General features: G+C 69.2%; 19 protein-coding genes, 2 tRNA genes and 2 pseudogenes. 7 read left to right on the top strand and 16 right to left on the bottom strand.

The window, feature by feature from the left end; all coding sequences use genetic code 11:
- The first annotated feature begins 108 nt into the window (after window positions 1-108).
- Window positions 109-2103 (top strand): Stk1 family PASTA domain-containing Ser/Thr kinase, encoded by a 1995-nt coding sequence (gene pknB / locus M2163_RS25905; RefSeq protein WP_280895165.1) that lies wholly within the window; start codon window positions 109-111, stop codon window positions 2101-2103.
- Between the two features lie 67 nt (window positions 2104-2170).
- Here pknB and M2163_RS25900 read toward each other — a convergent pair whose 3' ends face one another.
- The 6 genes from M2163_RS25900 to M2163_RS25875 are packed head-to-tail and all read right to left on the bottom strand — an operon-like array spanning window position 2171 to window position 6442.
- The gene (locus tag M2163_RS25900) at window positions 2171-2908 is read right to left on the bottom strand and encodes a class E sortase (protein WP_280850473.1); all 738 of its coding nucleotides are present in this window, start codon (window positions 2906-2908) and stop codon (window positions 2171-2173) included.
- Between the two features lie 13 nt (window positions 2909-2921).
- Complete coding sequence (locus M2163_RS25895) at window positions 2922-4100, bottom strand: class E sortase (RefSeq protein WP_280850474.1); 1179 nt, start codon at window positions 4098-4100, stop codon at window positions 2922-2924.
- Window positions 4097-4735, bottom strand: coding sequence for an aminodeoxychorismate/anthranilate synthase component II (locus M2163_RS25890; RefSeq protein ID WP_280895164.1), 639 nt, complete (start codon window positions 4733-4735; stop codon window positions 4097-4099). Before M2163_RS25890 ends, M2163_RS25895 begins: the two co-directional genes overlap by 4 nt.
- Window positions 4732-4893 carry a hypothetical protein gene (locus M2163_RS25885; RefSeq protein ID WP_155057297.1) on the bottom strand — a complete coding sequence of 54 codons (162 nt, stop codon included), beginning with the start codon at window positions 4891-4893 and terminating at the stop codon, window positions 4732-4734. Before M2163_RS25885 ends, M2163_RS25890 begins: the two co-directional genes overlap by 4 nt.
- Before the next feature lie 52 nt (window positions 4894-4945).
- A complete protein-coding gene (locus M2163_RS25880) occupies window positions 4946-5635 on the bottom strand; it encodes a class E sortase (protein WP_280895163.1) in 690 nt (229 codons plus the stop codon).
- A 27-nt stretch (window positions 5636-5662) separates the two neighbouring features.
- Complete coding sequence (locus M2163_RS25875; RefSeq protein ID WP_280895162.1) at window positions 5663-6442, bottom strand: DUF881 domain-containing protein; 780 nt, start codon at window positions 6440-6442, stop codon at window positions 5663-5665.
- Window positions 6443-6582: 140 nt separating this feature from the next.
- On the opposite strand from M2163_RS25875, the gene crgA reads away from it, so the two are divergent.
- A complete protein-coding gene (crgA, locus tag M2163_RS25870) occupies window positions 6583-6837 on the top strand; it encodes a cell division protein CrgA (RefSeq protein ID WP_007383302.1) in 255 nt (84 codons plus the stop codon).
- A gap of 264 nt (window positions 6838-7101) precedes the next feature.
- On the opposite strand, the gene M2163_RS25865 is transcribed toward crgA, so the two are convergent.
- Window positions 7102-7986 (bottom strand): rhomboid family intramembrane serine protease, encoded by an 885-nt coding sequence (locus M2163_RS25865; protein WP_280895161.1) that lies wholly within the window; start codon window positions 7984-7986, stop codon window positions 7102-7104.
- 103 nt (window positions 7987-8089) lie between these two features.
- Window positions 8090-8623 (bottom strand): peptidylprolyl isomerase, encoded by a 534-nt coding sequence (locus M2163_RS25860; protein WP_280850479.1) that lies wholly within the window; start codon window positions 8621-8623, stop codon window positions 8090-8092.
- A 242-nt stretch (window positions 8624-8865) separates the two neighbouring features.
- Between M2163_RS25860 and M2163_RS25855 the strand changes: the two genes are divergently transcribed.
- Window positions 8866-9567, top strand: coding sequence for a DUF5324 family protein (locus M2163_RS25855; protein ID WP_280850480.1), 702 nt, complete (start codon window positions 8866-8868; stop codon window positions 9565-9567).
- 149 nt (window positions 9568-9716) lie between these two features.
- Window positions 9717-10661 (top strand): annotated as a pseudogene (locus tag M2163_RS25850) (glycosyl hydrolase); the annotation flags it as partial.
- Window positions 10662-10752: 91 nt separating this feature from the next.
- Here the strand turns inward: M2163_RS25850 and M2163_RS25845 are convergent.
- Window positions 10753-10825: transfer RNA gene (locus M2163_RS25845), tRNA-Ala, on the bottom strand.
- Window positions 10826-11009: 184 nt separating this feature from the next.
- Between M2163_RS25845 and M2163_RS25840 the strand changes: the two genes are divergently transcribed.
- Window positions 11010-11558: a DNA-binding protein gene (locus tag M2163_RS25840; RefSeq protein ID WP_031036313.1), complete on the top strand. Its 549-nt coding sequence runs from the start codon at window positions 11010-11012 to the stop codon at window positions 11556-11558.
- Between the two features lie 241 nt (window positions 11559-11799).
- Window positions 11800-12699 (top strand): annotated as a pseudogene (locus M2163_RS25835) (serine/threonine-protein kinase); the annotation flags it as partial.
- Window positions 12700-14353: 1654 nt separating this feature from the next.
- On the opposite strand, the gene M2163_RS25830 reads toward M2163_RS25835, so the two are convergent.
- Window positions 14354-15775 (bottom strand): hypothetical protein, encoded by a 1422-nt coding sequence (locus tag M2163_RS25830; protein WP_280895160.1) that lies wholly within the window; start codon window positions 15773-15775, stop codon window positions 14354-14356.
- Between the two features lie 247 nt (window positions 15776-16022).
- Complete coding sequence (locus tag M2163_RS25825; protein WP_003999697.1) at window positions 16023-16151, bottom strand: DLW-39 family protein; 129 nt, start codon at window positions 16149-16151, stop codon at window positions 16023-16025.
- Window positions 16152-16501: 350 nt separating this feature from the next.
- On the opposite strand from M2163_RS25825, the gene M2163_RS25820 reads away from it, so the two are divergent.
- On the top strand, window positions 16502-16849 hold the full coding sequence (locus M2163_RS25820; protein ID WP_280895159.1) for a DUF6344 domain-containing protein: 348 nt from the start codon (window positions 16502-16504) through the stop codon (window positions 16847-16849).
- 251 nt (window positions 16850-17100) lie between these two features.
- On the opposite strand, the gene M2163_RS25815 is transcribed toward M2163_RS25820, so the two are convergent.
- The 5 genes from M2163_RS25815 to gyrB form a co-directional block, all read right to left on the bottom strand.
- Window positions 17101-17382 carry a VOC family protein gene (locus tag M2163_RS25815; protein ID WP_348541377.1) on the bottom strand — a complete coding sequence of 94 codons (282 nt, stop codon included), beginning with the start codon at window positions 17380-17382 and terminating at the stop codon, window positions 17101-17103.
- 26 nt (window positions 17383-17408) lie between these two features.
- Window positions 17409-17485: transfer RNA gene (locus M2163_RS25810), tRNA-Ile, on the bottom strand.
- 111 nt (window positions 17486-17596) lie between these two features.
- Window positions 17597-18397 (bottom strand): DUF3566 domain-containing protein, encoded by an 801-nt coding sequence (locus M2163_RS25805; RefSeq protein WP_280895157.1) that lies wholly within the window; start codon window positions 18395-18397, stop codon window positions 17597-17599.
- 18 nt (window positions 18398-18415) lie between these two features.
- On the bottom strand, window positions 18416-21013 hold the full coding sequence (gene gyrA, locus M2163_RS25800; protein ID WP_280850499.1) for a DNA gyrase subunit A: 2598 nt from the start codon (window positions 21011-21013) through the stop codon (window positions 18416-18418).
- A 42-nt stretch (window positions 21014-21055) separates the two neighbouring features.
- Entirely contained in the window at window positions 21056-23104 is a 2049-nt protein-coding gene (gene gyrB / locus M2163_RS25795; protein ID WP_280850500.1) for a DNA topoisomerase (ATP-hydrolyzing) subunit B, read from the bottom strand.
- Window positions 23105-23498 lie beyond the last annotated feature (394 nt).

Raw genomic sequence — 23498 nt, 5'->3', positions numbered from 1 at the left:
CACTTGGCCAGGTCACACAAAGCTAGCCGGGTACGGTAGGCCCGGAGTGCAGCCTCCGACGGCACACACGTGCCCGTCGGGACCGACGGAGAGGGCTGGTAGGAAGCTATGGAAGAGCCGCGTCGCCTCGGCGGCCGGTACGAGCTGGGCCAGGTGCTCGGCCGTGGTGGCATGGCGGAGGTCTACCTCGCCATGGACACGCGCCTCGGCCGCACGGTGGCGGTGAAGACGCTGCGCGCGGACCTCGCGCGCGATCCGTCCTTCCAGGCCCGGTTCCGCCGGGAGGCCCAGTCGGCCGCCTCGCTCAACCATCCCGCGATCGTGGCGGTCTACGACACGGGCGAGGACTACATCGACGGGGTCTCGATCCCGTACATCGTCATGGAGTACGTCGACGGCTCCACGCTGCGTGAGCTGCTGCACTCCGGCCGCAAGCTGCTGCCGGAGCGCTCCCTGGAGATGACCATCGGGATCCTCCAGGCGCTGGAGTACTCCCACCGCAGCGGGATCGTCCACCGGGACATCAAGCCGGCCAACGTGATGCTCACGCGCAACGGCCAGGTCAAGGTGATGGACTTCGGCATCGCCCGCGCCATGGGCGACTCCGGCATGACGATGACCCAGACGTCCGCGGTGATCGGCACGGCCCAGTACCTCTCGCCGGAGCAGGCGAAGGGCGAGCAGGTCGACGCCAGGTCGGACCTCTACTCCACCGGCTGTCTCCTGTACGAGCTGCTGACGGTCCGGCCGCCCTTCGTGGGCGACTCCCCGGTGGCCGTCGCCTACCAGCACGTACGTGAGGAGGCGCAGCCCCCGTCGGTGTTCGACCCCGAGATCACGCCCGAGATGGACGCCATCGTCCTGCGGGCCCTGGTCAAGGACCCGAACTACCGCTACCAGTCGGCCGACGAGATGCGCGCCGACATCGAGGCCTGCCTCGACGGCCAGCCGGTCGCGGCCACCGCGGCCATGGGCTCGGTGGGCTACGGCGGCTACCCCGACGACCAGCCGACCACGGCCCTGCGCTCCGACGCGGGCGCGACGACCATGCTGCCGCCGATGAACCCGGACGACGGCGGATACGGCTACGACGACCGCCCCGACCGGCGCCGCCAGAAGAAGTCGAACACCTCGACGATCCTGCTGGTGGTGGCGGGCATCCTGGTGCTCGTCGGCGCGATCCTGATCGGCAAGTGGATCTTCAGCGGCGGCGGCGCGGGCAACGACCAGGTGGCCGTGCCGAACTTGGTCAACCAGTCGCAGTCGGCAGCCGAGCAACAGCTGACCAACGTCGATCTGAAACTCGGTGAGGTCACCCAGAAGGCCTGTGAGAACACGGCCAAGGGCAACATCTGCGAGCAGAACCCGACTGCCAACACCAAGGTCGACAAGAACTCCGCCGTCAACATCGTGGTGTCCACCGGGGCGCCGAAGGTGGCCGTCCCCAGTGTTCTCGGCCAGGACGTCGACAAGGCCACGGAGACGCTGCAGGGCGACAAGTACGAGTTCGTCGTCAAGACCAAGCAGGAGGTGTCCACCGAGGAGGTGGGCACGGTGCTGAAGCAGGACCCGGAACTCGGCGCGGAGGTGGAGAAGGGGTCCACCGTCACCCTCACCATCGCCAAGGCCGAGGAGAAGTCCACGGTCCCGGACGTCGTCGGCCGCTCCTGTGACGAGGCCAAGGCGCAGATGCAGGCGAACAACCTGGTCGGCAACTGCACCGAGGTGGAGACCGAGGACACCAACCAGATCGGCAAGGTCATCTCGACCTCGCCGCAGGCCGGCACCCAGGCCGACAAGAACTCGACGGTCACCATCCAGATCGGCAAGGCGGCCGACAAGACCGAGGTCCCGAGCGTCGTGGGCCGCACGGTCGCCCAGGCCCGCCAGATCCTCAACAACGCCGGCTTCACGAACATCCAGTTCGCGAACGGCAGCGACCAGAGCGACAACGCCCTGGTGGCCCAGCAGGATCCCCAGGGCGGCAGCGAGGTGGGCGACCCCGGCAGCACCCCGATCAACCTCACCACGGTGAGCGTCGGCGGCGGCAACAACAACGGCGGCAACAACGGCGGAGGGTTCTTCGGAGGCGGCACCGGCTAGCCGTACGGGCATGAAAGAGCCCCGGCCCCCTCCAGGGGGCCGGGGCTCTTTCATGTGGTGCTTGCTGTCAGCGCAGTTCCTTCGGCAGCGTCCGCTCGCTGTCCACCTTCTCCGTGCGGACCAGTTCGCCCCACACGACGTAGCGGTAGCGCGAGGTGTACACCGGCGTGCACGTCGTCAGCGTGATGTAGTGGCCGGCCTTCTTCTTGCCGGACTCCTCGGGGATCCGGCCGAGGACCTTGACGTTGTACTTCGAGGTCTCGGGGAGGACTGCATAGACCTTGTAGACGTACCACTCGTCCTTGGTCTCGAAGACGATCGGGTCGCCCTTCTTGACCTTGTCGATGTTGTGGAACTTCGCGCCGTGGCCGTCGCGGTGGGCGGCGAGGGAGAAGTTGCCGGTCTTGCCGCTGGTGGGGAGCGTGGCCTTGACCGGGTCGGTGTAGTAGCCGGCGACCCCGTCGTTGAGGATCTTCGTCGAGGTGCCCTTCTCGACCAGGACCTCGCCGTTCTTCATGGCGGGGACGTGCAGGAAGCCGATGCCGTTCCTGGTGTCCAGCGCGCCGGGGCCGGTGTCCCGGTCCTGCATCCAGCTGTCGCGCACCTTGTCGGCTTCCTTGTGGGCCGCGCGGTCGGCGACGACGTTCGTCCACCACAGCGAGTAGACGACGAACAGGCCGAGCACCAGGCCCGCCGTGATGAGGAGTTCACCGAAGACGCTGACCGCCATGGCGATCCGGCCGGTGCCACGTCGGCGCGGCGCGGGGGTGCCGGTGTTCTGCTCTTGCTCGGTGGTCGCTGCCACTAGTCATCTGCCCTTACTGGACGAGCGCATCCGGCTTGCCCTTGCTGCGCGGCCGTTCCTCGACCATCTTGCCCCAGACGATCAACCGGTACTTGCTGGTGAACTCCGGCGTGCAGGTGGTGAGGGTGATGTAGCGGCCGGCCGTGGTGAAACCGGATCCCTTGGGGATGGGGTCGATCACGCTCGTGTTGCTCGGTGCCGTCACCGGCAGCGTCGACGTCATCTTGTAGACGAAGTACTCGTCCTGCGTCTCGACGACGATCGCGTCGCCGGGGCTGAGCTTGTTGATGTACCGGAAGGGCTCGCCGTGGGTGTTGCGGTGCCCCGCGAGGGCGAAGTTGCCGGTCTTGGCGTCGGGCATCGCCGTCTTCAGCGCGCCCTCGCTGTAGTGCCCGACCATGCCCTTGTCGAGGACCTTCTTGTTGCTGACGCCCTCGGCTATCGGCACCACCACGTCCAGCTTGGGGATGTGCAGCAGGGCGAAACCCTGGCCGGGCTCGAAGGTGCCCGGGGCGCCCTTCCCGCTCGCCCAGTCGTTCTGGAGGCTGCTCGCCTCCTTGTCCGCCTGCGCGTGGGCCCGGACGTTGGTCCACCAGAGCTGGTAGCTGACGAACAGCAGCATCAGCACGCCGGTGGTGATGAACACCTCGCCGATCGCCCGGCTGGCGACGACGGCCGCGCCGGGTTTGCGAGCCTTCGCCTGCTTGCGGGCCTCGACGCGGGAGAGCGGTCTGCCGTCCGCCGACTCCTGCTCCGGCTGCGCCTCGGGAACGGCCCCGCCGCCGTGACGCCCGTGGCGGCCCTTGGCGGCCTTCCTGCGGGCCGCACGGCCACCGTGTGGGGATCCAGTGGCGGATGTGACGGAAGAGGCCGCAGAAGCGGATATGGAGGGTGGTGGCGGATCGGGTATCCGCAGTGCCACCGTCTCGTCGTCGGCCGGCGGTACGTACGGCGCCGACGCCCCACCGAGCGGGCCCGCGGTGTAGGGCTCCTCGGTGTACGGCTCCTCGGCGTACGGCTCCTCGGCGTACGGCTTCTGGACGTACGGCTCCTCGGTGTACGGCTCCCGGGCCGGAGTCTCCTCGGCGTAGGCGGCGCCGCCGAAGGACTGACCGCCGTAGGGGTCGCCGCCGTAGGACCCGTACGACGCGTCGCCGTACACGTCCTCGCGCTCGGGGCGCAGGGCCGTCACGCCGTGGCCCTGCCCACCACCGGGGCGAGCCCCGCCGACCTCGCCACCGCGCCCTGGTCCCCGCACTCCACGAGCCAGTTGGCCAGCATCAGGTGACCGTGTTCCGTCAGCACCGACTCGGGGTGGAACTGCACACCCTCGACCGGGAGTTCACGGTGCCTCAGCCCCATGACGATCCCGTCGTGTGTCCGCGCGGTGACCTCCAGCTCGGCCGGCACCGTCGCCGGTTCGGCGGCCAGCGAGTGGTAGCGGGTCGCCGTGAACGGCGTCGGCAGACCGGCGAAGACGCCCTTGCCCTCGTGCTCCACGAGGGAGGTCTTGCCGTGCAGCAGCTCGGGGGCGCGGTCCACGACACCGCCGTACGCCACCTGCATGGACTGCATCCCGAGGCAGACACCGAAGACGGGCACCCCGGTCGCGGCACAGTGGCGCACCATCTCGATGCAGACCCCGGCCTCCTCCGGTGTGCCGGGCCCCGGCGACAGCAGGACGCCGTCGAAGCCGTCCTGGGCGTGCGCCGTCGACACCTCGTCGTTGCGCAGCACCTCGCACTGAGCGCCCAGCTGATAGAGGTACTGGACCAGGTTGAAGACGAAGCTGTCGTAGTTGTCGACGACGAGAATGCGCGCGCTCACTGGTTGTCCACCGTCACATCGTTGAAGGGCAGCAGCGGTTCGGCCCACGGGAACACGTACTGGAACAGGACGTAGACCACAGCAACGACCAGCATGAGTGAGAGCAGCGCCTTCACCCACGCGTTCCCCGGCAGATGCCGCCAGATCCAGCCGTACATGCCGTCCCTTCCGTCGCACCACGGCACCACACACACGCCGTACCGCACCAGACTAACGGCGCAGGGCAACAGGCTTGCCGTCCTCCACAGGCTGTGTGGAGTCCAGGTGTGCCCAGACGATCAGCCGGTGACTGTGTCCCCACTCCGGATCGCACGTGGTCAGCGTGAGATAGCGGCCAGGCCGCGTGTACCCGGATTTACGTGGCACAGGATCGATCACCTCAATGTCGGTGGGCACTGTTTTGTAGGGCCCTTTGTCGATCCGATACGTGAACCAGGTCGTTCCGTCGGTCAGGACGACCGCGTCTCCGCGCCGCAGCCGCGGGAAGTCCTTGAAGGGATCGCCGTAGGTGCGCCGGTGCCCCGCGACCGAGAAGTTGCCCTGCTGCCCGAGCTGGGCGGTGTTCGCGTAGTGGCCGAGGCCCTTCTTCAGGGTGCCGACCTGGGTGCCTTCGAGCACCGGCTTGTTCCACGTGAAACCGAGCCGGGGGATGTACATGATCGCGAAGGGCTTGCCGTTCCGGTACGGCGCCGGCTTCGCGGGAGCGGCGGACGGGTCGGCTGTCGCCTTCGGCTGCCGCACGCTCCCGTGCGACCACTGGTCCTGCAACTGGTCGATCTGGTCGTCCATGACGGTGTCGGCCCGCACACCGGTCCAGAACAGCAGATAGACGACGAACAGCACGATCAGCGCACCGGCGGTGATGAACAGCTCGCTGACGATCCTGACGACGACACGCACCGGCGGCTCCAGGGACTCAGCCCGCGCTCACTCCACGGGCTCGGCGTACTGCAGATCCACTGTGCCCGAGTAACCGGGCAGCGTAACCGTGCCGTCGTCGGCGACATTCCAGCCAAGTCCGTAGACGTTGACGTAGACCATGTAGTTCTGGATCGCCTTGGAGTCCGCGAGCGCCTGCTTCAGCTTTCCGGGGTCACCGACCGCCTGGATCTTGTACGGCGGCGAGTAGACGCGGCCCTGGAGGATCAGGGTGTTGCCGACGCAGCGCACGGCACTGGTGGAGATCAGCCGCTGGTCCATGACCTTGATGCCCTGGGCGCCGCCCTTCCACAGGGCGTTGACCACGGCCTGCAGGTCCTGCTGGTGGATGACCAGGTAGTCGGGCTGCGGCTCGGGATAGCCGGGCAGCTTGGCGGTGGCGTTCGGCGGGGCGTCGTCGAGGGTGACCGTGACCGCCTTGCCCTTGAGCTTCTGGGTGCCGGCCCGGTCCTCCAGGGCGGCGAGCTTGTCGTCCTCGGCCTTGGTGCTGCCGTCGTCGCGCTCGGCCAGCGCCTCGACGTCCCGGCGCAGCGAGCCGTTCGACTCGTCGAGCTCGCCGTTGTTGTGGCTGCGCTCCTGGATGAGGTCCGAGAGCTTCAGCAGGGAGGCGTCGGTGCGGATGTCGGTGCCCTTGGCCGTGTTGAAACTCGTGAAGAAAATGAGGCCCGCGAGAGCGAAGACGCCCGCCGTGAGCACCCGCACCGGCCGGAAACCCCGCCTGCGGACAGGACTGGATCCGGACTGGGGAGAGTCGGCAGAATTGCTCAACGTACCCTTATCTCCTTCGGCGCTGCGGAAGCACTACGCTAACGGACGCCCGGGGGAGCACTCAGTGTCCCCTTGTACGCTGCCCCGAGCCCGACCAGTTACCTGCGCGGCCACGCAGCGCATCGACAGGAGAGACCCTCGTGCCGAAGTCACGTATCCGCAAGAAGGCCGACTACACGCCGCCCCCGGCGAAGCAGGCGACCGCCATCAAGCTGAACAGCCGCGCCTGGGTGGCGCCTGTGATGCTGGCCATGTTCCTCATCGGGCTCGCATGGATCGTCGTCTTCTATGTGACCGACGGTTCCCTGCCCATCGACGCCCTGGACAACTGGAACATCGTGGTGGGCTTCGGTTTCATCGCCGCGGGATTCGCCGTCTCCACTCAGTGGAAGTAGCTCTCCCCAGGGCTATCCGCTGAGTTATCCACAGCCTGGAGCAATTTCCACAGGGCCTGGGGAAAAGACTACGATCTGTGGATAACTCATCGAGTGTTGACGCCGATGCGACCATCACACCAAGCCCCGCAAGCCTGTTCGCCCCCTGCCTGACCTGCGCAAACACGGGTCAGTGACAGGGGGCACAGCTGTTCCCGCACTGTATGCACAAGATCGGCCACTCGCTGTGGACAACGGCCGCTCAGAGGGGTCGCACGAGCCTTTTCAGGTCAGCTGAGCGGTCCTGATCACGATCATGACCACGACGACCAGCAGAACCAGCGCACAGGTGCCGTACTGCACCAGCGCCCGCCGCTCGCGCGGGGCGTGGACCATGCCGTAGCCCGTGATGAGTCCGGCGACCAGGCCGCCGATGTGGGCCTGCCAGGAGATGCTGCTCCAGCCGAAGGTGAAGATCAGGTTGATCACCAGGAGCGCGATGATCGGCCGCAGATCGTAGTTCAGCCGTCGCATCAGGACCGCGGTGGCGCCGAAGAGACCGAAGATGGCACCGGAGGCGCCGAGCGTCTGGGTGACCGGGCCGGCCAGCAGATAGGCCAGCGCGCTGCCCGCGAGGCCGGAGACGAGGTAGACCGCGAGATAGCGGGCCCGGCCCAGGGCCGCCTCCAGGGGGCCGCCGAGCCACCACAGGCTCAGCATGTTGAAGCCGATGTGCCAGATCTCCTGGTGCACGAAGAGCGAGGTCACCAGGCGGTAGTACTGCCCGCCCGCGACACCTTCGGTGGGCGTGAACGGCGCCGGTGGCCAGGCACCGATGAGGCTCAGGTCCGTCGCCAGCGACTCGTGGGCCCGGATGGCGATGAACACCGCGACATTGATCCCGATGAGGATCTTCGTGAACAGCCGGGGGTCCGATGTGACCGCGCCGCCCGCGAGGGTGCGGGGCCGCGCCGCGGCCGGAGCAGGTCCGCTGCCGCCCCCGTCGCGCACGCACTCGGGGCACTGGAAGCCGACGGAGGCGCTGACCATGCACTCCGGGCAGATCGGGCGCTCGCAACGGGTGCAGCGGATGCCGGTCTCACGGTCCGGGTGCCGGTAGCAGCCAGGAAGGTTCTGGGCCTCCGGTGCGCTGCCCGCCTCCTGATTCATGCCATCCCCCAAGTCGCCCTAGGTCGTCGTGCCCACGTGCACCGCCCCGCTCATCCTTACGGTTGAGCGGGGCGTTTGGTTCCCTGCGCGGCGGCCGCCGGGCTCAGCCCTGGCGGGTCTCCACGACGACCTGCTCGATGACGACGTCGTTCACCGGGCGGTCGTTGGGGCGGGTGGTCTTGACGCCGGCGATGGCGTCGACGACCTTCTGGCTGGCCGGGTCGGTGACCTCGCCGAAGATGGTGTGCTTGCGGTTCAGCCACGCCGTCGGGGAGACGGTGATGAAGAACTGCGAGCCGTTGGTGCCGGGGCCGGCGTTGGCCATGGCGAGCAGGTAGGGCTTGTTGAAGCCGAGGTCCGGGTGGAACTCGTCCTCGAACTCGTAGCCCGGGCCGCCGATGCCGGTGCCCAGCGGGTCGCCGCCCTGGATCATGAAGCCGCTGATGACGCGGTGGAAGATCGTGCCGTCGTAGAGCCTCTTGGTGGACTTCTCACCGGTGCCCGGGTGCGTCCACTCGCGCTCGCCCTGGGCGAGTTCGACGAAGTTCCTGACCGTCTTCGGGGCGTGGTTCGGCAGGAGCCGGACTTCGATGTCGCCGTGGTTGGTCTTCAGGGTGGCGTAAAGCTGCTCGGCCACGATCTGCCTTCCGTTGTCTTCCTGTGCCCGACCGATCCTCGCACGGATCCGGCCGAGGAGGGTCCGGGCAGGGGCGCGCAGCAGCGATCCGTGGCATTGTCGTCGACAAGCTCCTGTTGCCACGTATTCATCCGTTATTGATCCGGATGCCCGCCCTCAGGTGCCGGGCTGTACTCCGGCAGGCATGATCCGTAAAAGGGTGGAAAGTCGAATTACCGTACGCCACCGAGGAGGAGGATCCCGTGACCCGCATCGACAGCGTGCGCGCCGCGACCGGCTCGGCGAAGGACAGCGTGCTGCACGCCGCGGAAGTGGTGGCGCCCTACGCCGACACGGCCAAGGACAAGGCCTCGCACTACGCGACGGAGGCACGCGTCTATCTCGCGCCGAAGGTCTCGCAGGCGGCCGAGCAGGCGCGTGTCCAGTACGGCGCCCATGTCGCGCCGCGCCTGGAGCAGGCCCGTACGCATGTTCCGCCGAAGGTCGACCAGGCCGCCCACGAGGCCGCCGTACGCACGCGCAAGGCAGCTCGGCAGGCCGCCGACTACTCCCGCCCGAGGATCGAGCAGGCCGTCGCCGCGGCCGGCCCGGTCCGTGAGGAGGCCACCGCTCGCAGCGTGGCCGCACTGGCCGCGCTGCGCGGTCAGATCTCGCCCAAGGAGGTCCAGAAGCTGGTCCGCAAGCACGAGCGGCGGGCTCGCGCAGGACGGCTCGCCAAGGCGCTGGCGGTCGCGGGCCTCGTGGCGGGCGGTGCCTACGCCGCCTGGAAGTGGTGGGACAAGCAGGCCAACCCCGACTGGCTGGTCGAGCCGCCCGCCGCGACCGAGGTGCCCGAGACGGGCCGACTGACGTCCGTGGACGGCACCGGGCAGTCCGTCCTGGACCCGGAGGTCCAGGCGAAGGAGGCCGAGGAAGACGCCGCGAGGCACGACGAAGGGCGCTGACGCCGGAACCGGCGTGTAGCAGTGGTGGGGCGGACATTCTCCGCCCCATCGCCGTGTTCACCCGACGGTGTGGCCGGGCCGGTGCCGCATGGCTCCCGTGCGTCACAGTCGCGGGGACACCTCCTCGCACCGGACGGACCGCCGCCCTGATGAAGCCCTCGCGCCGCGGGGCGCTCGCCCTGACCGCCGTACTGCTGCTGCTCGCTTCGGCCTGCACCACCCGTGCCCCCGAGCCCGTGCCGGCTTCCGCGTACGGCGCCTACGTGGGCTACGAGCCCGCCGACGTGGAGCGCCTGGGCTCCCTCGGCGCCTGGCTCGGCGGCCGCGCGCCCCGGGTCGGGCACGTGTATCTGCCGGGCGACCGCTGGAGCAACATCGAGGGAGTTCCGGGCTGGCTGGAGTCCTGGGCGGCCTGGCGGCTGGCCGATCCGCGGCGGATGTTCGTCCTGAACGTGCCGATGCTGGAGCGCACGGAGGCCCACCTCCCCGACAGCACGGTGCGCGACCAGCTCCGACGGGGAGCGGCCGGCGACCACGACGGCCACTTCCGCGCCCTGGCCCGACGGCTGACGGCGCTCGGCGTCCCGGACACGATCGTCGTCCTCGGCTGGGAGATGAACGGCACCACCTACACCCACCGCTGCGGCCCGGACCCGGCCGCGTGGAAGGCGTACTGGACGAGGATCGTGCACGCGATGCGCTCCGTGCCCGGCCAACGCTTCCGCTTCGAGTTCACCCCCACCCGGGGCCGGGACGCGATCCCGTGGCCACATTGCTACCCGGGCGACGACGTCGTCGACATCATCGGCATGGACGCCTACGACGCCCCGCGCGGCCTGCCCTTCACCGACCAGGTGAGCGAGCCGTACGGCCTGCGCGCCCACGTCCGCTTCGCCCGCGCCCACGGCAAACCCTTCTCCTACCAGGAATGGGGCCTGTACGAGAACGGCGACAACCCCGCCTACATGCGCGGCATGCTGACCTGGTTCGCGCGCGAGCGGCCCCTCTACCAGGCCATCACCGACTACTGCCCGCACGGCGTGTGGGGCTGCCGGGCCCATCCGATGGCGTCCTCGGTGTATCGCTCGCTCATGCGGGAGGCCGGCGTGCGGGCCGTCGCGTCCACGGCCGGCCACGAAAAACCCCTCCGCCCGCGTATCCGCAGGTCGGAGGGGTCTCCTGGAGTGGAGCCTAGGGGAGTCGAACCCCTGACATCTGCCATGCAAAGACAGCGCTCTACCAACTGAGCTAAGGCCCCGAGAAGAGGGACGTCCGCCGGAAGAACCACTTGCCGGTGGGCGCCGCAGACCAGAGTACCGGGTCATCCCCGGTATTCCGCAAAAAGATTGGGGGTCCCCGCGAACGACCACTCTCCGTAAGATGCTCGGCGTGGTTCGCTGTCGCGAACCACGGTTTTTTGGGGAAGCGATGGGGAGACGCACATGGACGCCGCACAGCAGGAAGCGACCGCGAGAGCGCGGGAACTGCAGCGGAACTGGTACGGGGAGCCGCTGGGGGCGCTCTTCCGCAAGCTCATAGACGACCTGGGCCTCAACCAGGCCCGTCTCGCGGGGGTGCTGGGACTGTCCGCTCCGATGCTGTCGCAGCTGATGAGCGGTCAGCGGGCGAAGATCGGCAATCCCGCCGTGGTCCAGCGGGTGCAGCTGCTGCAGGACCTGGCGGGGCAGGTCGCGGACGGCAGCGTGAGCGCGGCCGAGGCGACCGAGCGCATGGACGAGATCAAGAAGTCGCAGGGGGGCTCGGTGCTCAGCAACACCACGACCACGACCAGCAGTTCGGGCGCGCCGACGGTCAAGCGGGTCGTCCGCGAGATCCAGTCGCTGCTGCGCTCGGTGGCCGCCGCCGGAGACATCATCGACGCGGCCGACACCCTCGCCCCGACCCACCCGGAACTGGCAGAGTTCCTCCGGGTCTACGGTGCCGGCCGCACCTCCGACGCGGTCACGCACTACCAGTCCCACCAGAACTGAGCCGGCCGTCCGGTCGCCCGAAGGGGGTTCGGCGACCGGGCGGGGGGCCGTACCGGTGGCACGGGGGAGCGCGAGGGGGTCGCGCTCCTCACCGGCGGACGGCACGCGGGGGTGTGCCGGCCGTCGGGGAGACGAGGAACACGGGGGCCGTATCTCTCATCCGGGAGGCCACGAGGGGTCGTATCGCTCATCGAGGGGGAAGCAACGGGGGTAGCCGCAGGGGGAGGAGCGACGCGCAGTCATGGGTGAGGTGTTCGCCGGCCGGTACGAACTGGCCGATCCGATCGGACGCGGAGGCGTCGGCGCCGTCTGGCGTGCCTGGGACCACCGGCGCCGCAGGTATGTGGCCGCCAAGGTCCTGTTGCAGAGCGACGCCCACTCCCTGCTGCGCTTCGTCCGCGAACAGGCCCTGCGGATCGACCACCCCCATGTCCTCGCACCGGCCAGCTGGGCCGCCGACGACGACAAGGTCCTGTTCACCATGGACCTGGTCGCCGGCGGCTCGCTGGTCCATCTGATCGGGGACTACGGCCCGCTGCCCCCCGCTTTCGTCTGCACCCTGCTCGACCAGCTCCTCGCGGGGCTGGCCGCGGTGCACGCGGAAGGGGTGGTGCACCGTGACATCAAGCCCGCCAACATCCTGCTCGAGGCGACCGGCACCGCCCGGCCTCGGCTGCGGCTGTCCGACTTCGGCATCGCCATGCGGCTGGGCGAACCCCGGCTGACCGAGACCAACCTCGTGGTGGGCACACCCGGTTATCTCGCCCCCGAACAGATGATGGGCGCGGAACCGGACTTCCCCGCCGACCTGTTCGCCGTCGGCCTGGTCGCGCTGTACCTCCTGGAGGGCGCCAAGCCCGACGCCAAGGCACTCATCCAGTATTTCGCCGCCCACGGCACCCCGGGCGCGCCCCAGAGCGTCCCCGAACCGCTCTGGCAGGTCGTGGCCTCCCTCCTCCAGCCGGACCCCCAGGCCCGCTTCCGCACCGCCACGGGGGCCCGCAAAGCCCTCGCCGCCGCCCGCGAACTCCTCCCGGACCCCGGCCCCGACGACGAGTCCATCGAGATCTTCGACCAACTCGGCCCCCTGCCCCCCGGGTTCGGCCCCCAAGGCCCCCTGAAGCAGGCCCCGGGCGTGGACCCGAACCGCACAGGGAACGGCGGGTTCGGGACGAGTTCCCGAAGCGGGGGCTCTTTTGGGGGCGGCGGAGGGAGCGGGGTTCCTGCCGGGGACGGTGGAGGGGGTTCTGGCGTCGGTGCAGGGGAGGACGGGAGGGGGGCCTTCTGGCGAGGGGGTGGCCAGGGGGATGGTGTCAGCGGCGGTGCGGGGACAGGTTCCGGTGTAGGGGCTGGGGCGGCTGGTGCCTTCGGTGACGGTGCGGGGTCGGGTGGCGCTGCTGGCGGCTTCGGTGGCGGTGCGCGGTCGGGCGGCGCCGCTGCCGGCTTCGGTGCCGGTGGTGAGTCTGGTGCCGGTGAGGTCGGCGGTGCCCGTGAGGTGGGCGGGGCGCCTCCGTGGTCTGGACAGGGCAACGGCATGGCTTACCGACCGCCAGGTGAAGCGGATGAGGCAGGTGGGGCAGGTGGGCCTGCCTCCTGGTTCGGCGAACACCTTGGAGGCGGATCGCGGCCAGGTGAGGGGGGCGACGCAGGTGCCGTAAGCTTCCCGGCCGCCCCGGCGGGTGGAACCCCTCACCCACCCGAGGAGCCAGGCGGAGCGCCTAGCCGGCCCAGTGGCGGAACGGGCCGTTTCTCCCACCCCGGCGCCCCGGGCGAGGCGCCCTCCTGGCACAGCGAGGTGGGCGGGACGAACGGAGCCGCCTACGGGCACGGTGAGCAGAGCTGGCCCCCACACCAGCCCGGCGAGGCGAACGGGGCCGCTCATCACCCTGGTGTGCCCAACCGACCCCCTCACGTGCCTGGCGAGCCGAACAGCCCTGTGCACCGACCCGGCCAGACGTACGGGGCGGAGGCTCCGCCCGACCAAGGAAGCGGCGGCAACTGGCCCCGCCAGGACCGCGAGTCGTCCTGGCCCGCCCAGGGCAACGAGTCCTCCTGGCGGAGCCAGGGCAATGAGCCGTCCCAGCCCGGCTGCGGAGGTGTTGCGAACTCGGCGCCCTGGTCGCAGGAAGCGAACCAGGCGCCCTGGCTCGAACAGGCCCTGCCGCCGTCCTGGCCCCGCGAGACCGGCCCTGTCCCGGGTGCCGAGGCATCCTCCCCCGGCACGGACCACCGAACCCCCTGGCCCGCTCCCACCGACCCGCCCTCGGTGCCCGGCACCGGCAGCTTCCCTCTGCCGCCGCCCCGGCCCACCGGCTCCCCCTCCCAGTCCCCCACTCCACCGCAGCAGCCGGCACAACCACCCCGGCCTGCCACGCCTGCCACCCCGGCGACTCATTCCGGCTACGCGGCCCCCCACGACCCCACACCCTCCACGCACGTCCTGCCCTCCCCCCAACCGCACGCCCCACGCTTCCCCGCGCAGACTCCGGCACCGGCCCCGAACCAGCTCCACGGCGACGCCTCTACTGCTTCGTACACCGCTCAGAGCCCGCGGGTTCCACCTTCCGCGCCACCACTTTCGAGATCACGTCGCAGCGGCCCACCCGCGAAGGTGGCGATCCCCCTCCTGCTCCTGGCCCTGGCCTGCTACGCCGTGGGTTTCTGGGCGTTCACCCAGATCTGAGAACAAGCGGTGCTCCGCCCCCGCCACCCGCCCGGACAGAGCGCCCGGGACAGAGCGTCGTCCAGCCGGACCGGCATCCTCGGCAGTCCCGCAGTCCCGCAGCCCCCGCCCCCTACACCCCCGCAGCCCCCCGCCGCCCCACCAGCACCCACACCCCGAGAACCACCAGAACCAGGGTCCCCACCCCGACCCCCCCGAAGGCCACCAGCTTCATCCCGGCCCCTCCACCGCCGTCCCCGCCCCCGGAGCCGCCGTTCGCCCCCGTGCCCGCCACCGCACCCGAACCCCGCCCGAGCAGCCCCACCTGGAAGATCCCCGACGGCTCGGACTGTCCCGCGTAACCGGGCCCGGCCGTCGCCTCCCCCTTCACCCGCACACGCAGCGTCAGCCCGAACGGCCCGTCCCCGAACTCCTCGCCCACCCGCGCGGCGAGATGCACGACGAGGTAGTAGGACCCGGCGAACCGCATCCCGCCCACCCGGTCGGAGACGGCGTACCGGTTGTCGTAGCCGACCGGCGGCAAGGCAGCGAGCGCCCCCGACTTCTGGCTGCCGTTGTAACTGATGCTCGTGTCGTCGACGAGGCCGCGCACGGGGTTGTACAGCGCCAGATTCACGCCCCCCGGCACGAATCCCCCACCCGCCCCGCCACCGCTCGCACTGCTCAGGCCGGCCGCAGCGTACACCTGCTGTCCCCAGTCGACCGGCACCTCATAGAACAGCGTCTGCCCCGGCCGTATGTCATCGCGCCAGACGCCCTGCTCCAACGCGGCCGCCGAGTCGAAGCCCCCGCCCCCGCCACCCCGCAGGCGCACGGCCTCACCAGCGGGAGGCGACGGCGTGGCCGAGTCCCAGGACTCGGGCGCACTGGTCGGGCCCGCCTTCCGCAGCCTCGGCTCCAGCACCGGCGCGAGCTCCAGGTCCCAGGCGCCCGGTTGGGACTCGGTGCGCAGGACTCGTTCGACGACGACGTAGTACGTACCGGCGCTCCGGCACAGCGACCGGCCCGACGGAAGCTGCCGCGCGCCCCACACGGTGAGGGGACGCGGACTGCGGCCGGCTCCGATGCTGGCGGTATCGGCAGCGGAGCAGGGGCGGCCGTCGGCGTCCTGCAAGGACACCCTGACCCCCTCCGTCGGGCTGACCGCCGCGTCGGCCGGGGGTACGGCCGTCGCGGCGACGTACACGGTCGACGTGCCGTCGAGCACGAGGCGGTAGTAGACCTTCCCGTCGCTCGGCAGCGAACTCCTGTAGGTGGTACCGGGTTCAAGGCGCTCGGCGTCCGCGGTGCCCGTGGCTCCGGTGACCGACGGGGCGCCTTCGGCGAAGGCGTACGAAGAGGTCGTAGAAGAGGAGGCCGAGGGGGAAGCGGAGCCGGAACGCGAGGCGGAAGGAAAAGAGGCGGAAGGAGAAATGGCAAGTGAGGGAGAGGGGGAAGGGGAGGCCGCGAAGCCGGTCCCTCCCGGCGCACCGATCACCGCGCCCAGCACGCCCCCCACGACGGCCACCCGCCACCACGCCGTACGCCGCCCCATCCCGCGCCACCCCTCCGTGCCCGCGCCCGAGCTCCCGTGACCGTCGTCGACACGACATGACCGCCCGTGCGGCCGGGCGGCCGTGGCCCATCCTGCCCCGCCGGGCCGCCGCCCGCCCTCGCAATCCGCACGACCGTCCGAAACCCCGGCCACCACCGGTCGGCCACGGCGACCGGAACCGCCTCGGGCAACACAAAACCCCGACCGCAACAACGGCCGGGGTCTGTTCAGAATCGGATCTCGGTACTCACGAACCCGTGGGCACGGAGTCAGTCGCCTCCGTCCACAGATCCTGCTCGGCGCGATCCGCCTGGATCTGGCGGTACACGAGGAGCCCGCCGATGGCGGCCAGTGCGACCAGGAGAAGCTTCTTCACCGCGCGACCTCGTCTTTCCTTGACGTAGGGGACCTCTGGCGCCCGACTATACACACCGACCGATACCGATCGGTGACCTGCGTCCGGGCCCTCAACTCCCGTCGGGAGCGGCCCAGTAGAAGCGGAACGACGACCTCCGATCAGAAGGTGATCACATGGTGATCACGCCCTCACGGCCGGCCGCTTCAGCCTCTGTCGCCCCGATTCTCCAGTTCTTCGCCCTTCATGCACCCATCCGTGTGGTGTTCATCTGAAGATCGACGCGCCACAGGCTCGGGTACGTGATTTCGCGACGCCCATACACATCATGAGGAAAGTACGCAAATCGCCCAACCCGAAAGTGAGGAACCGTGGCCAAGAACAAGGTCATGAAGCTCTGGACCGTCGTCATCACCGCCTTCATCGCGCTGTTCACGGCGCTCGGACTGATCACGACGACCGCAGCCGCCGCAGTACCGCAGACCCAGCCGGCCCGCAACAGCGCCACGGCCCACCCGGAACTCCCGGCGCCGTCCCACGGCCTCTGGTCCTACGTCAGGTCGCTGCCCCCCACGATGAAGCAGCGCATCCGGGCGGAGGCCCACGGCAAGACTCCCAGCTGCCGCCCCCGCTCCCTCGCCGACACGGACACGGACACGGCCGCGGCCCCGGGCACGGAGGCGGACGTGGCCGAACCGGCCGGAGCGGGCTGCGCCTGACGCCGCCGCCCCCGCCCGAGAAACACCGAAGACGTATCGAAGACGTACCGAAGACGCAGCGCAGAAGCACAGAAGACGAAGACGCAGCAGTGACGCAGCAGAGCCCCACCGAAGAAGCGCCCAGGACCCGCAACCGCAACCGGCTGAAGGTCCGCGTCCCCACCGACACCAAGAGGATGTGCTCCGGAGGACCCCGCACACGATGGACACGCCATCCGTGTACGCCGGCCCTCGCACCCCCTCAGGATCCCTCACTGACGCAGTTGGCCCAGGACACAGAACTCGTTGCCCTCCGGGTCGGCCATGACCACCCACGGCTGGTCACCCTGGCCGATGTCGACGCGCTGGGCACCATGTACCTCGAGGCGAGCCACCTCGGTGGCCCGGCCCCCGGGCCTGAAGCCGAGATGCAGCCGACTCCTGGCCTTCTTGATCTCGTCGATCCCCTCGTCGCCGGAGAAGTGGACCACCACCCAGCCGAAAGCCTGGGCACCCGACGGCTGATGTCGACCCTGGACGACAAAAACCCCCAACCGTGATCGGTTGAGGGTCTTCGTGCTGGTGGGGCTAACAGGATTTGAACCTGTGGCCTCATCCTTATCAGGGATGCGCTCTAACCAACTGAGCTATAGCCCCGCCGCGCTCTGCGGGGTGTGTCCCGCGCGCTGACTCCTGAAGATTAGCGCACGACGTGGGCAGTCCCAAAATCGGTTCTCCCGGGACCGCCCCCGCGGGTTTGAGCGGGCGTTACTCGTCCTCGGCCAGCGTCAGCTCGACGCCGCCGACGAAGCCCGCCGAGAGGTTGTAGATGAACGCGCCGAGGGTCGCGAGAGCCGTCGCGAGGACGACGTCGATGACCGCGATGATCGTCGTGAACATCAGGACGTTCGGCAGGGAGAGGAACGCCTGGAGGTCGAAGCCGTTCGACTCGTTCGAGCCGGTCGCCTCGGAGATCGTCCCGCCGACCGTCGAGAAGACGCCCATCGCGTCCATGACCATCCACAGCACGGCGGCCGCCACGATCGTGCAGATGCCGAGCGCGATGGAGAGCAGGAAGCTGACCTTCATGACCGACCACGGGTCGGCCTTGGCCACCCGCAGACGTGCCTTGCGGGTCCGGGGCACCGTGCGCGCGCCGGTGCGCGGTCGGCGTACGGCACCGGCCGGGGCGGCCTGGGTCGGGTAGGCCTGCGGCGGGTGGTAGGGACCGGCCGGCTGCTGCGGCTGCCGTTCCCCCGGCAGCGGAGAGGGCGAGGGCTGCGGCTGGGCCGCCGCCCGCGGCGGTGCGGCGGGCGCCGTCGGCTGGGCCGGCGGCTGGGTGTCCGTCACAGGTCCCCCCTGGGATGCATGAGTCTCGGGCGAGCGCGACTCGGTCGCCGACGGCTTGATCGCCTTGAGTTGAGTCGTGTGCGTATCTGTCGGGTGGGCTTCCGCCGCCCGCGCGTCCGTCGCACGCGCGGCAGAGCCACGGCCGCCGCCGTCCGCCTCCGTGCCGGGGGAGGACCCCCTAGAGGTTCCGGTCGATCCGGCGCCCGTGGCTCCGCTCACGATGACTCACTCCTCGTGCTACTCGGCCGAGGGTGCCTCACCCTCGTCCGTGCCGATGGTCTCGGCGGCACCTTCGACGGTCTCGTCGTCGGCCACATCGCCGTCGACCTCCTCCGCTTCACGCCCCGCCTCGGCGTTACGTGCGATGCCGACCACGGCATCGCGCTTGCCCAAGTTGATCAGTTGGACGCCCATGGTGTCACGGCCCGTCTCCCTGACCCCGTTGACTCGCGTACGAATCACACCGCCGGACAGCGTGATGGCGAGGATCTCGTCGGTCTCCTCGACCACCAGCGCGCCGACAAGAGAACCGCGGTCCTCCACGATCTTGGCGGCCTTGATGCCGAGGCCGCCGCGACCCTGGACGCGGTACTCGTCGACGGCGGTCCGCTTCGCGTACCCGCCGTCCGTAGCAGTGAACACGAACGTACCGGGTCGAACAACATTCATCGAGAGCAGCTCGTCGCCCTCACGGAAGCTCATGCCCTTGACACCCGAGGTGGCACGGCCCATGGGACGCAGAGTGTCGTCCGAGGCCGTGAACCTGATCGACTGTGCCTTCTTGCTGATCAGGAGCAGATCACTGTCGGACGAGACCAGTTCGGCGCCGATCAGTTCGTCGTCCGAACCGTCCTCGCGCTCGCGCAGGTTGATGGCGATGACGCCACCGGAACGCGGAGAGTCGTAATCCTTCAGTGATGTCTTCTTGACCAGACCCCCCTTGGTGGCGAGCACCAGGTAGGGCGCGGCGTCGTAGTCGCGGATCGCGAGGATCTCGGCGATCGCCTCGTCCGGCTGGAAGGCCAGCAGGTTGGCGACGTGCTGACCGCGCGCGTCACGGCCGGCGTCCGGCAGCTCGTAGGCCTTGGCCCGGTAGACACGGCCCTTGTTGGTGAAGAACAGCAGCCAGTGGTGCGTGGTGGACACGAAGAAGTGGTCGACGATGTCGTCTTCCTTGAGCTTCGTACCGCGGACGCCCTTGCCGCCGCGCTTCTGGGCGCGGTAGTCGACGGTCTTGGTGCGCTTGACGTAACCGCCGCGCGTGACCGTGACGACGATGTCCTCCTCGGCGATGAGGTCCTCGATGGACATGTCACCGTCGTAGGGCACCAGCATGGTCTTGCGGTCGTCACCGTACTTCTCGACGATCGCGGCGAGTTCGGCGCTCACGATGCCGCGCTGGCGGACCGGCGAGGCCAGGATCTCGTTGTACTCGGTGATCTTCGCCTGGAGTTCGTCGTGCTCCTGGATGATCTTCTGGCGCTCCAGGGCGGCGAGTCGGCGCAGCTGCATCTCGAGGATGGCGTTGGCCTGGATCTCGTCGATCTCCAGGAGCTCCATCAGGCCCCCGCGCGCGATCTCGACGGTGTCACTGCGCCGGATCAGCGCGATGACCTCGTCGATGGCGTCCAGGGCCTTCAGCAGGCCGCGCAGGATGTGCGCCCGCTCCTCGGCCTTGCGCAGCCGGAACTTCGTACGCCGGACGATGACCTCGATCTGGTGCGCCACCCAGTGCCGGATGAACGCGTCCAGGGACAGCGTGCGCGGGACGCCGTCGACGAGCGCCAGCATGTTGGCGCCGAAGTTCGACTGGAGGTCCGTGTGCTTGTAGAGGTTGTTCAGGACGACCTTGGCGACCGCGTCGCGCTTGAGGACGATCACGAGCCGCTGGCCCGTGCGCGACGACGTCTCGTCCCGGACGTCCGCGATGCCGCCGACCTTGCCGTCCTTCACCAGGTCGGCGATCTTCTGCGCGAGGTTGTCGGGGTTGGTCTGGTACGGCAGTTCCGTGACCACCAGGCACTGGCGGTTCTGGATCTCCTCGACCTCGACGACCGCGCGCATGGTGATCGAGCCGCGCCCGGTGCGGTACGCCTCCTCGATGCCCTTGCGGCCCACGACGAGCGCGCCGGTCGGGAAGTCGGGGCCCTTGATGCGCTCCATGAGCGCGTCCAGGAGCTCCTCGTGACTGGCTTCCGGGTTCTCCAGGTACCACTGGGCGCCGGCCGCGACCTCGCGCAGGTTGTGCGGCGGGATGTTGGTGGCCATGCCGACCGCGATACCGGCCGAGCCGTTGATCAGCAGGTTCGGGAAGCGGGCCGGCAGGACGGTCGGCTCCTGGGAGCGGCCGTCGTAGTTGTCCGTGAAGTCGACGGTCTCCTCGTCGATGTCACGGACCATCTCCATGGACAGCGGCGCCATCTTGCACTCGGTGTACCGCATGGCGGCCGCCGGGTCGTTGCCGGGGGAGCCGAAGTTGCCGTTGGAGTCCACCAGCGGCATCCGCATCGACCACGGCTGGGCGAGGCGCACCAGGGCGTCGTAGATCGAGGAGTCGCCGTGCGGGTGGTAGTTGCCCATGACGTCGCCGACCACGCGCGCGCACTTGTAGAAGCCGCGCTCGGGGCGGTAGCCGCCGTCGTACATCGCGTACAGGACGCGGCGGTGGACGGGCTTGAGGCCGTCCCGGACGTCCGGCAGCGCACGGGACACGATGACGGACATCGCGTAGTCCAGGTACGAGCGCTGCATCTCCGTCTCGAGCCCGACGGGCTCGACGCGCAGTCCGGCCTCGCCGCCCGCTTCAGGGGTGACGGGAGTGTTCTCGTCGGTCATTGCTGGTGAAGGTCCTTCCTGGTGCGGTCAGCTGAGACCGACTCAGATGTCGAGGAAGCGGACGTCCTTGGCGTTGCGCTGGATGAACTGGCGGCGGGCCTCGACGTCCTCGCCCATCAGGACGGAGAACAGGTCGTCGGCCTGGGCGGCGTCGTCGAGGGTGACCTGGCCGAGGACGCGGTGCTCCTGGTCCATGGTGGTCACGCGCAGTTCCTCGGCGTTCATCTCGCCGAGACCCTTGAAGCGCTGGATGGAGTCCTCGCGGACGCGCTTGCCGCGCTGGCGGCCCATTTCGATCAGCGCGTCGCGCTCGCGGTCCGAGTAGGCGTACTCGACGTCGTCCCGGCCCCACTTGATCTTGTACAGCGGGGGACGGGAGAGATACACGTGCCCGGCCTCGACCAGCGGCCGCATGAAGCGGAACAGGAAGGTCAGCAGCAGGGTGGAGATGTGCTGGCCGTCGACGTCGGCGTCCGCCATCAGGATGATCTTGTGATAGCGCAGCTTCTCGATGTCGAAGTCCTCGTGGACCCCGGTGCCGAAGGCCGAGATCAGCGCCTGGATCTCCTGGTTCTGCAGGATCTTGTCGATCCGCGCCTTCTCGACGTTCAGGATCTTGCCGCGGATCGGGAGGATCGCCTGGTACTCGGGGTTGCGGCCGGACTTGGCCGAGCCGCCGGCGGAGTCACCCTCGACGATGAAGATCTCGCACTTGGTGGGGTCGTTCGACTGGCAGTCGGAGAGCTTGCCCGGGAGGGACGCCGTCTCCAGCAGACCCTTGCGGCGGGTCAGGTCGCGGGCCTTGCGGGCCGCCACGCGCGCGGTGGCCGCCTGGATGGACTTGCGGATGATGTCCGCGGCCTCGACGGGGTTGCGGTCCAGCCAGTCGGTCAGGTGCTCGTAGACCACCTTCTGGACGAAGGTCTTCACCTCGGTGTTGCCCAGCTTGGTCTTGGTCTGGCCCTCGAACTGCGGCTCGCTCAGCTTCACCGAGATGATCGCGGTCAGACCCTCGCGGATGTCGTCACCCGTGAGGTTGTCGTCCTTCTCGCGCAGCAGCTTCTTGTCGCGCGCGTACTTGTTGATCAGCGAGGTCAGCGCCGCGCGGAAGCCCTCCTCGTGCGTGCCGCCCTCGTGCGTGTGGATGATGTTGGCGAAGGAGTACACGCCCTCGCTGTAACCGCCGTTCCACTGCATCGCGAGTTCGAGGGAGAGGTTCTTGTCCTTGTCCTCGGCCTCGAGGTCGATCACGGTGGGGTGGACGACCTCTCCCTTGCGGGAGTTGAGGTACTTCACGAAGTCGACGATGCCGCCCTCGTAGTGGTACGAGACGGTCTTCACCTCGTGCTTCTCGTCCTCGCCCGCCTCGTCCGCGCCGGCGGTGGCCTTCGCCGACTCGCGCTCGTCGGTGAGGTTGATCCGCAGGCCCTTGTTGAGGAACGCCATCTCCTGGAAGCGCCGCGAAAGCGTCTCGAAGGAGTACTCGGTGGTCTCGAAGATGTCGGGGTCGGCCCAGAAGGTGACCGTGGTGCCGTGCTCGTCCGTGGCCTCGTGCTGGGCCAGCGGGGCCGTCGGCACACCCAGCTTGTAGTCCTGCGTCCAGCGGTAACCGTCCGTCTTGATCTCGACGGCGACCTTGGTCGACAGGGCGTTCACGACGGAGACGCCCACGCCGTGCAGACCGCCGGAGACCGCGTAGCCGCCGCCACCGAACTTGCCGCCCGCGTGCAGCACGGTCAGCACGACCTCGACGGCCGGCTTGCCCTCGGAGGCGACGATGCCCACCGGGATGCCACGGCCGTTGTCGACGACGCGCACGCCGCCGTCGGCCAGGATCGTCACGTCGATGGTGTCCGCATAACCCGCCAGCGCCTCGTCGACGGAGTTGTCGACGACCTCCTGCACCAGGTGGTGCAGACCGCGCTCACCGGTCGAGCCGATGTACATACCGGGTCGCTTGCGGACCGCGTCCAGACCCTCGAGGACGGTGATGGCGCTGGCGTCGTACGAGGCGGTTACCTCGCCGTTCGACGAGGTCGCCTCGGCGTCGGTGGACGGAATGTTCTCGTTGGGGTTGCCGGAATCGGCCACGAAGCGCCCTTTCTGGCACAGCACGAGCCGGGCTCGTCGGCGGGTTGCCGGAGCGGCTGCGGCATGTTGCGTTGGTAAGCCTTGATCAGCGTTGCTCAGCTTCTCCCGGGCGGTCCCCACGTTCGGGGCGGGATCTGCTTCCAGTCTACCGGTAGCGCCGACAGTGATGGGGGTTTGCCGGTACCTGAGTCCGCATGTGCCGCCCTGAACCGGCGTCTTCCGGGTCCCCATATACGGAGCGGGGCTCCAAGAGGCTCACGGAGGCACTCAGCGCTTCGAGCTGTCAACCCTTGGCTACTTGGGAGTCAGGTCGGAATTCGCAACCGCGTGCAGTGCTACGACAAAGGCGTCGGCGGCGCCCCGAAGGCACCGCCGACGCCCCTGATGTGATGTC

The organism is Streptomyces sp. SAI-135 (assembly GCF_029893805.1).
Taxonomy (GTDB): domain Bacteria; phylum Actinomycetota; class Actinomycetes; order Streptomycetales; family Streptomycetaceae; genus Streptomyces.
Note: the sequence above shows the minus strand (reverse complement) of the source record. Positions and strands in the feature narration are given on the sequence as shown.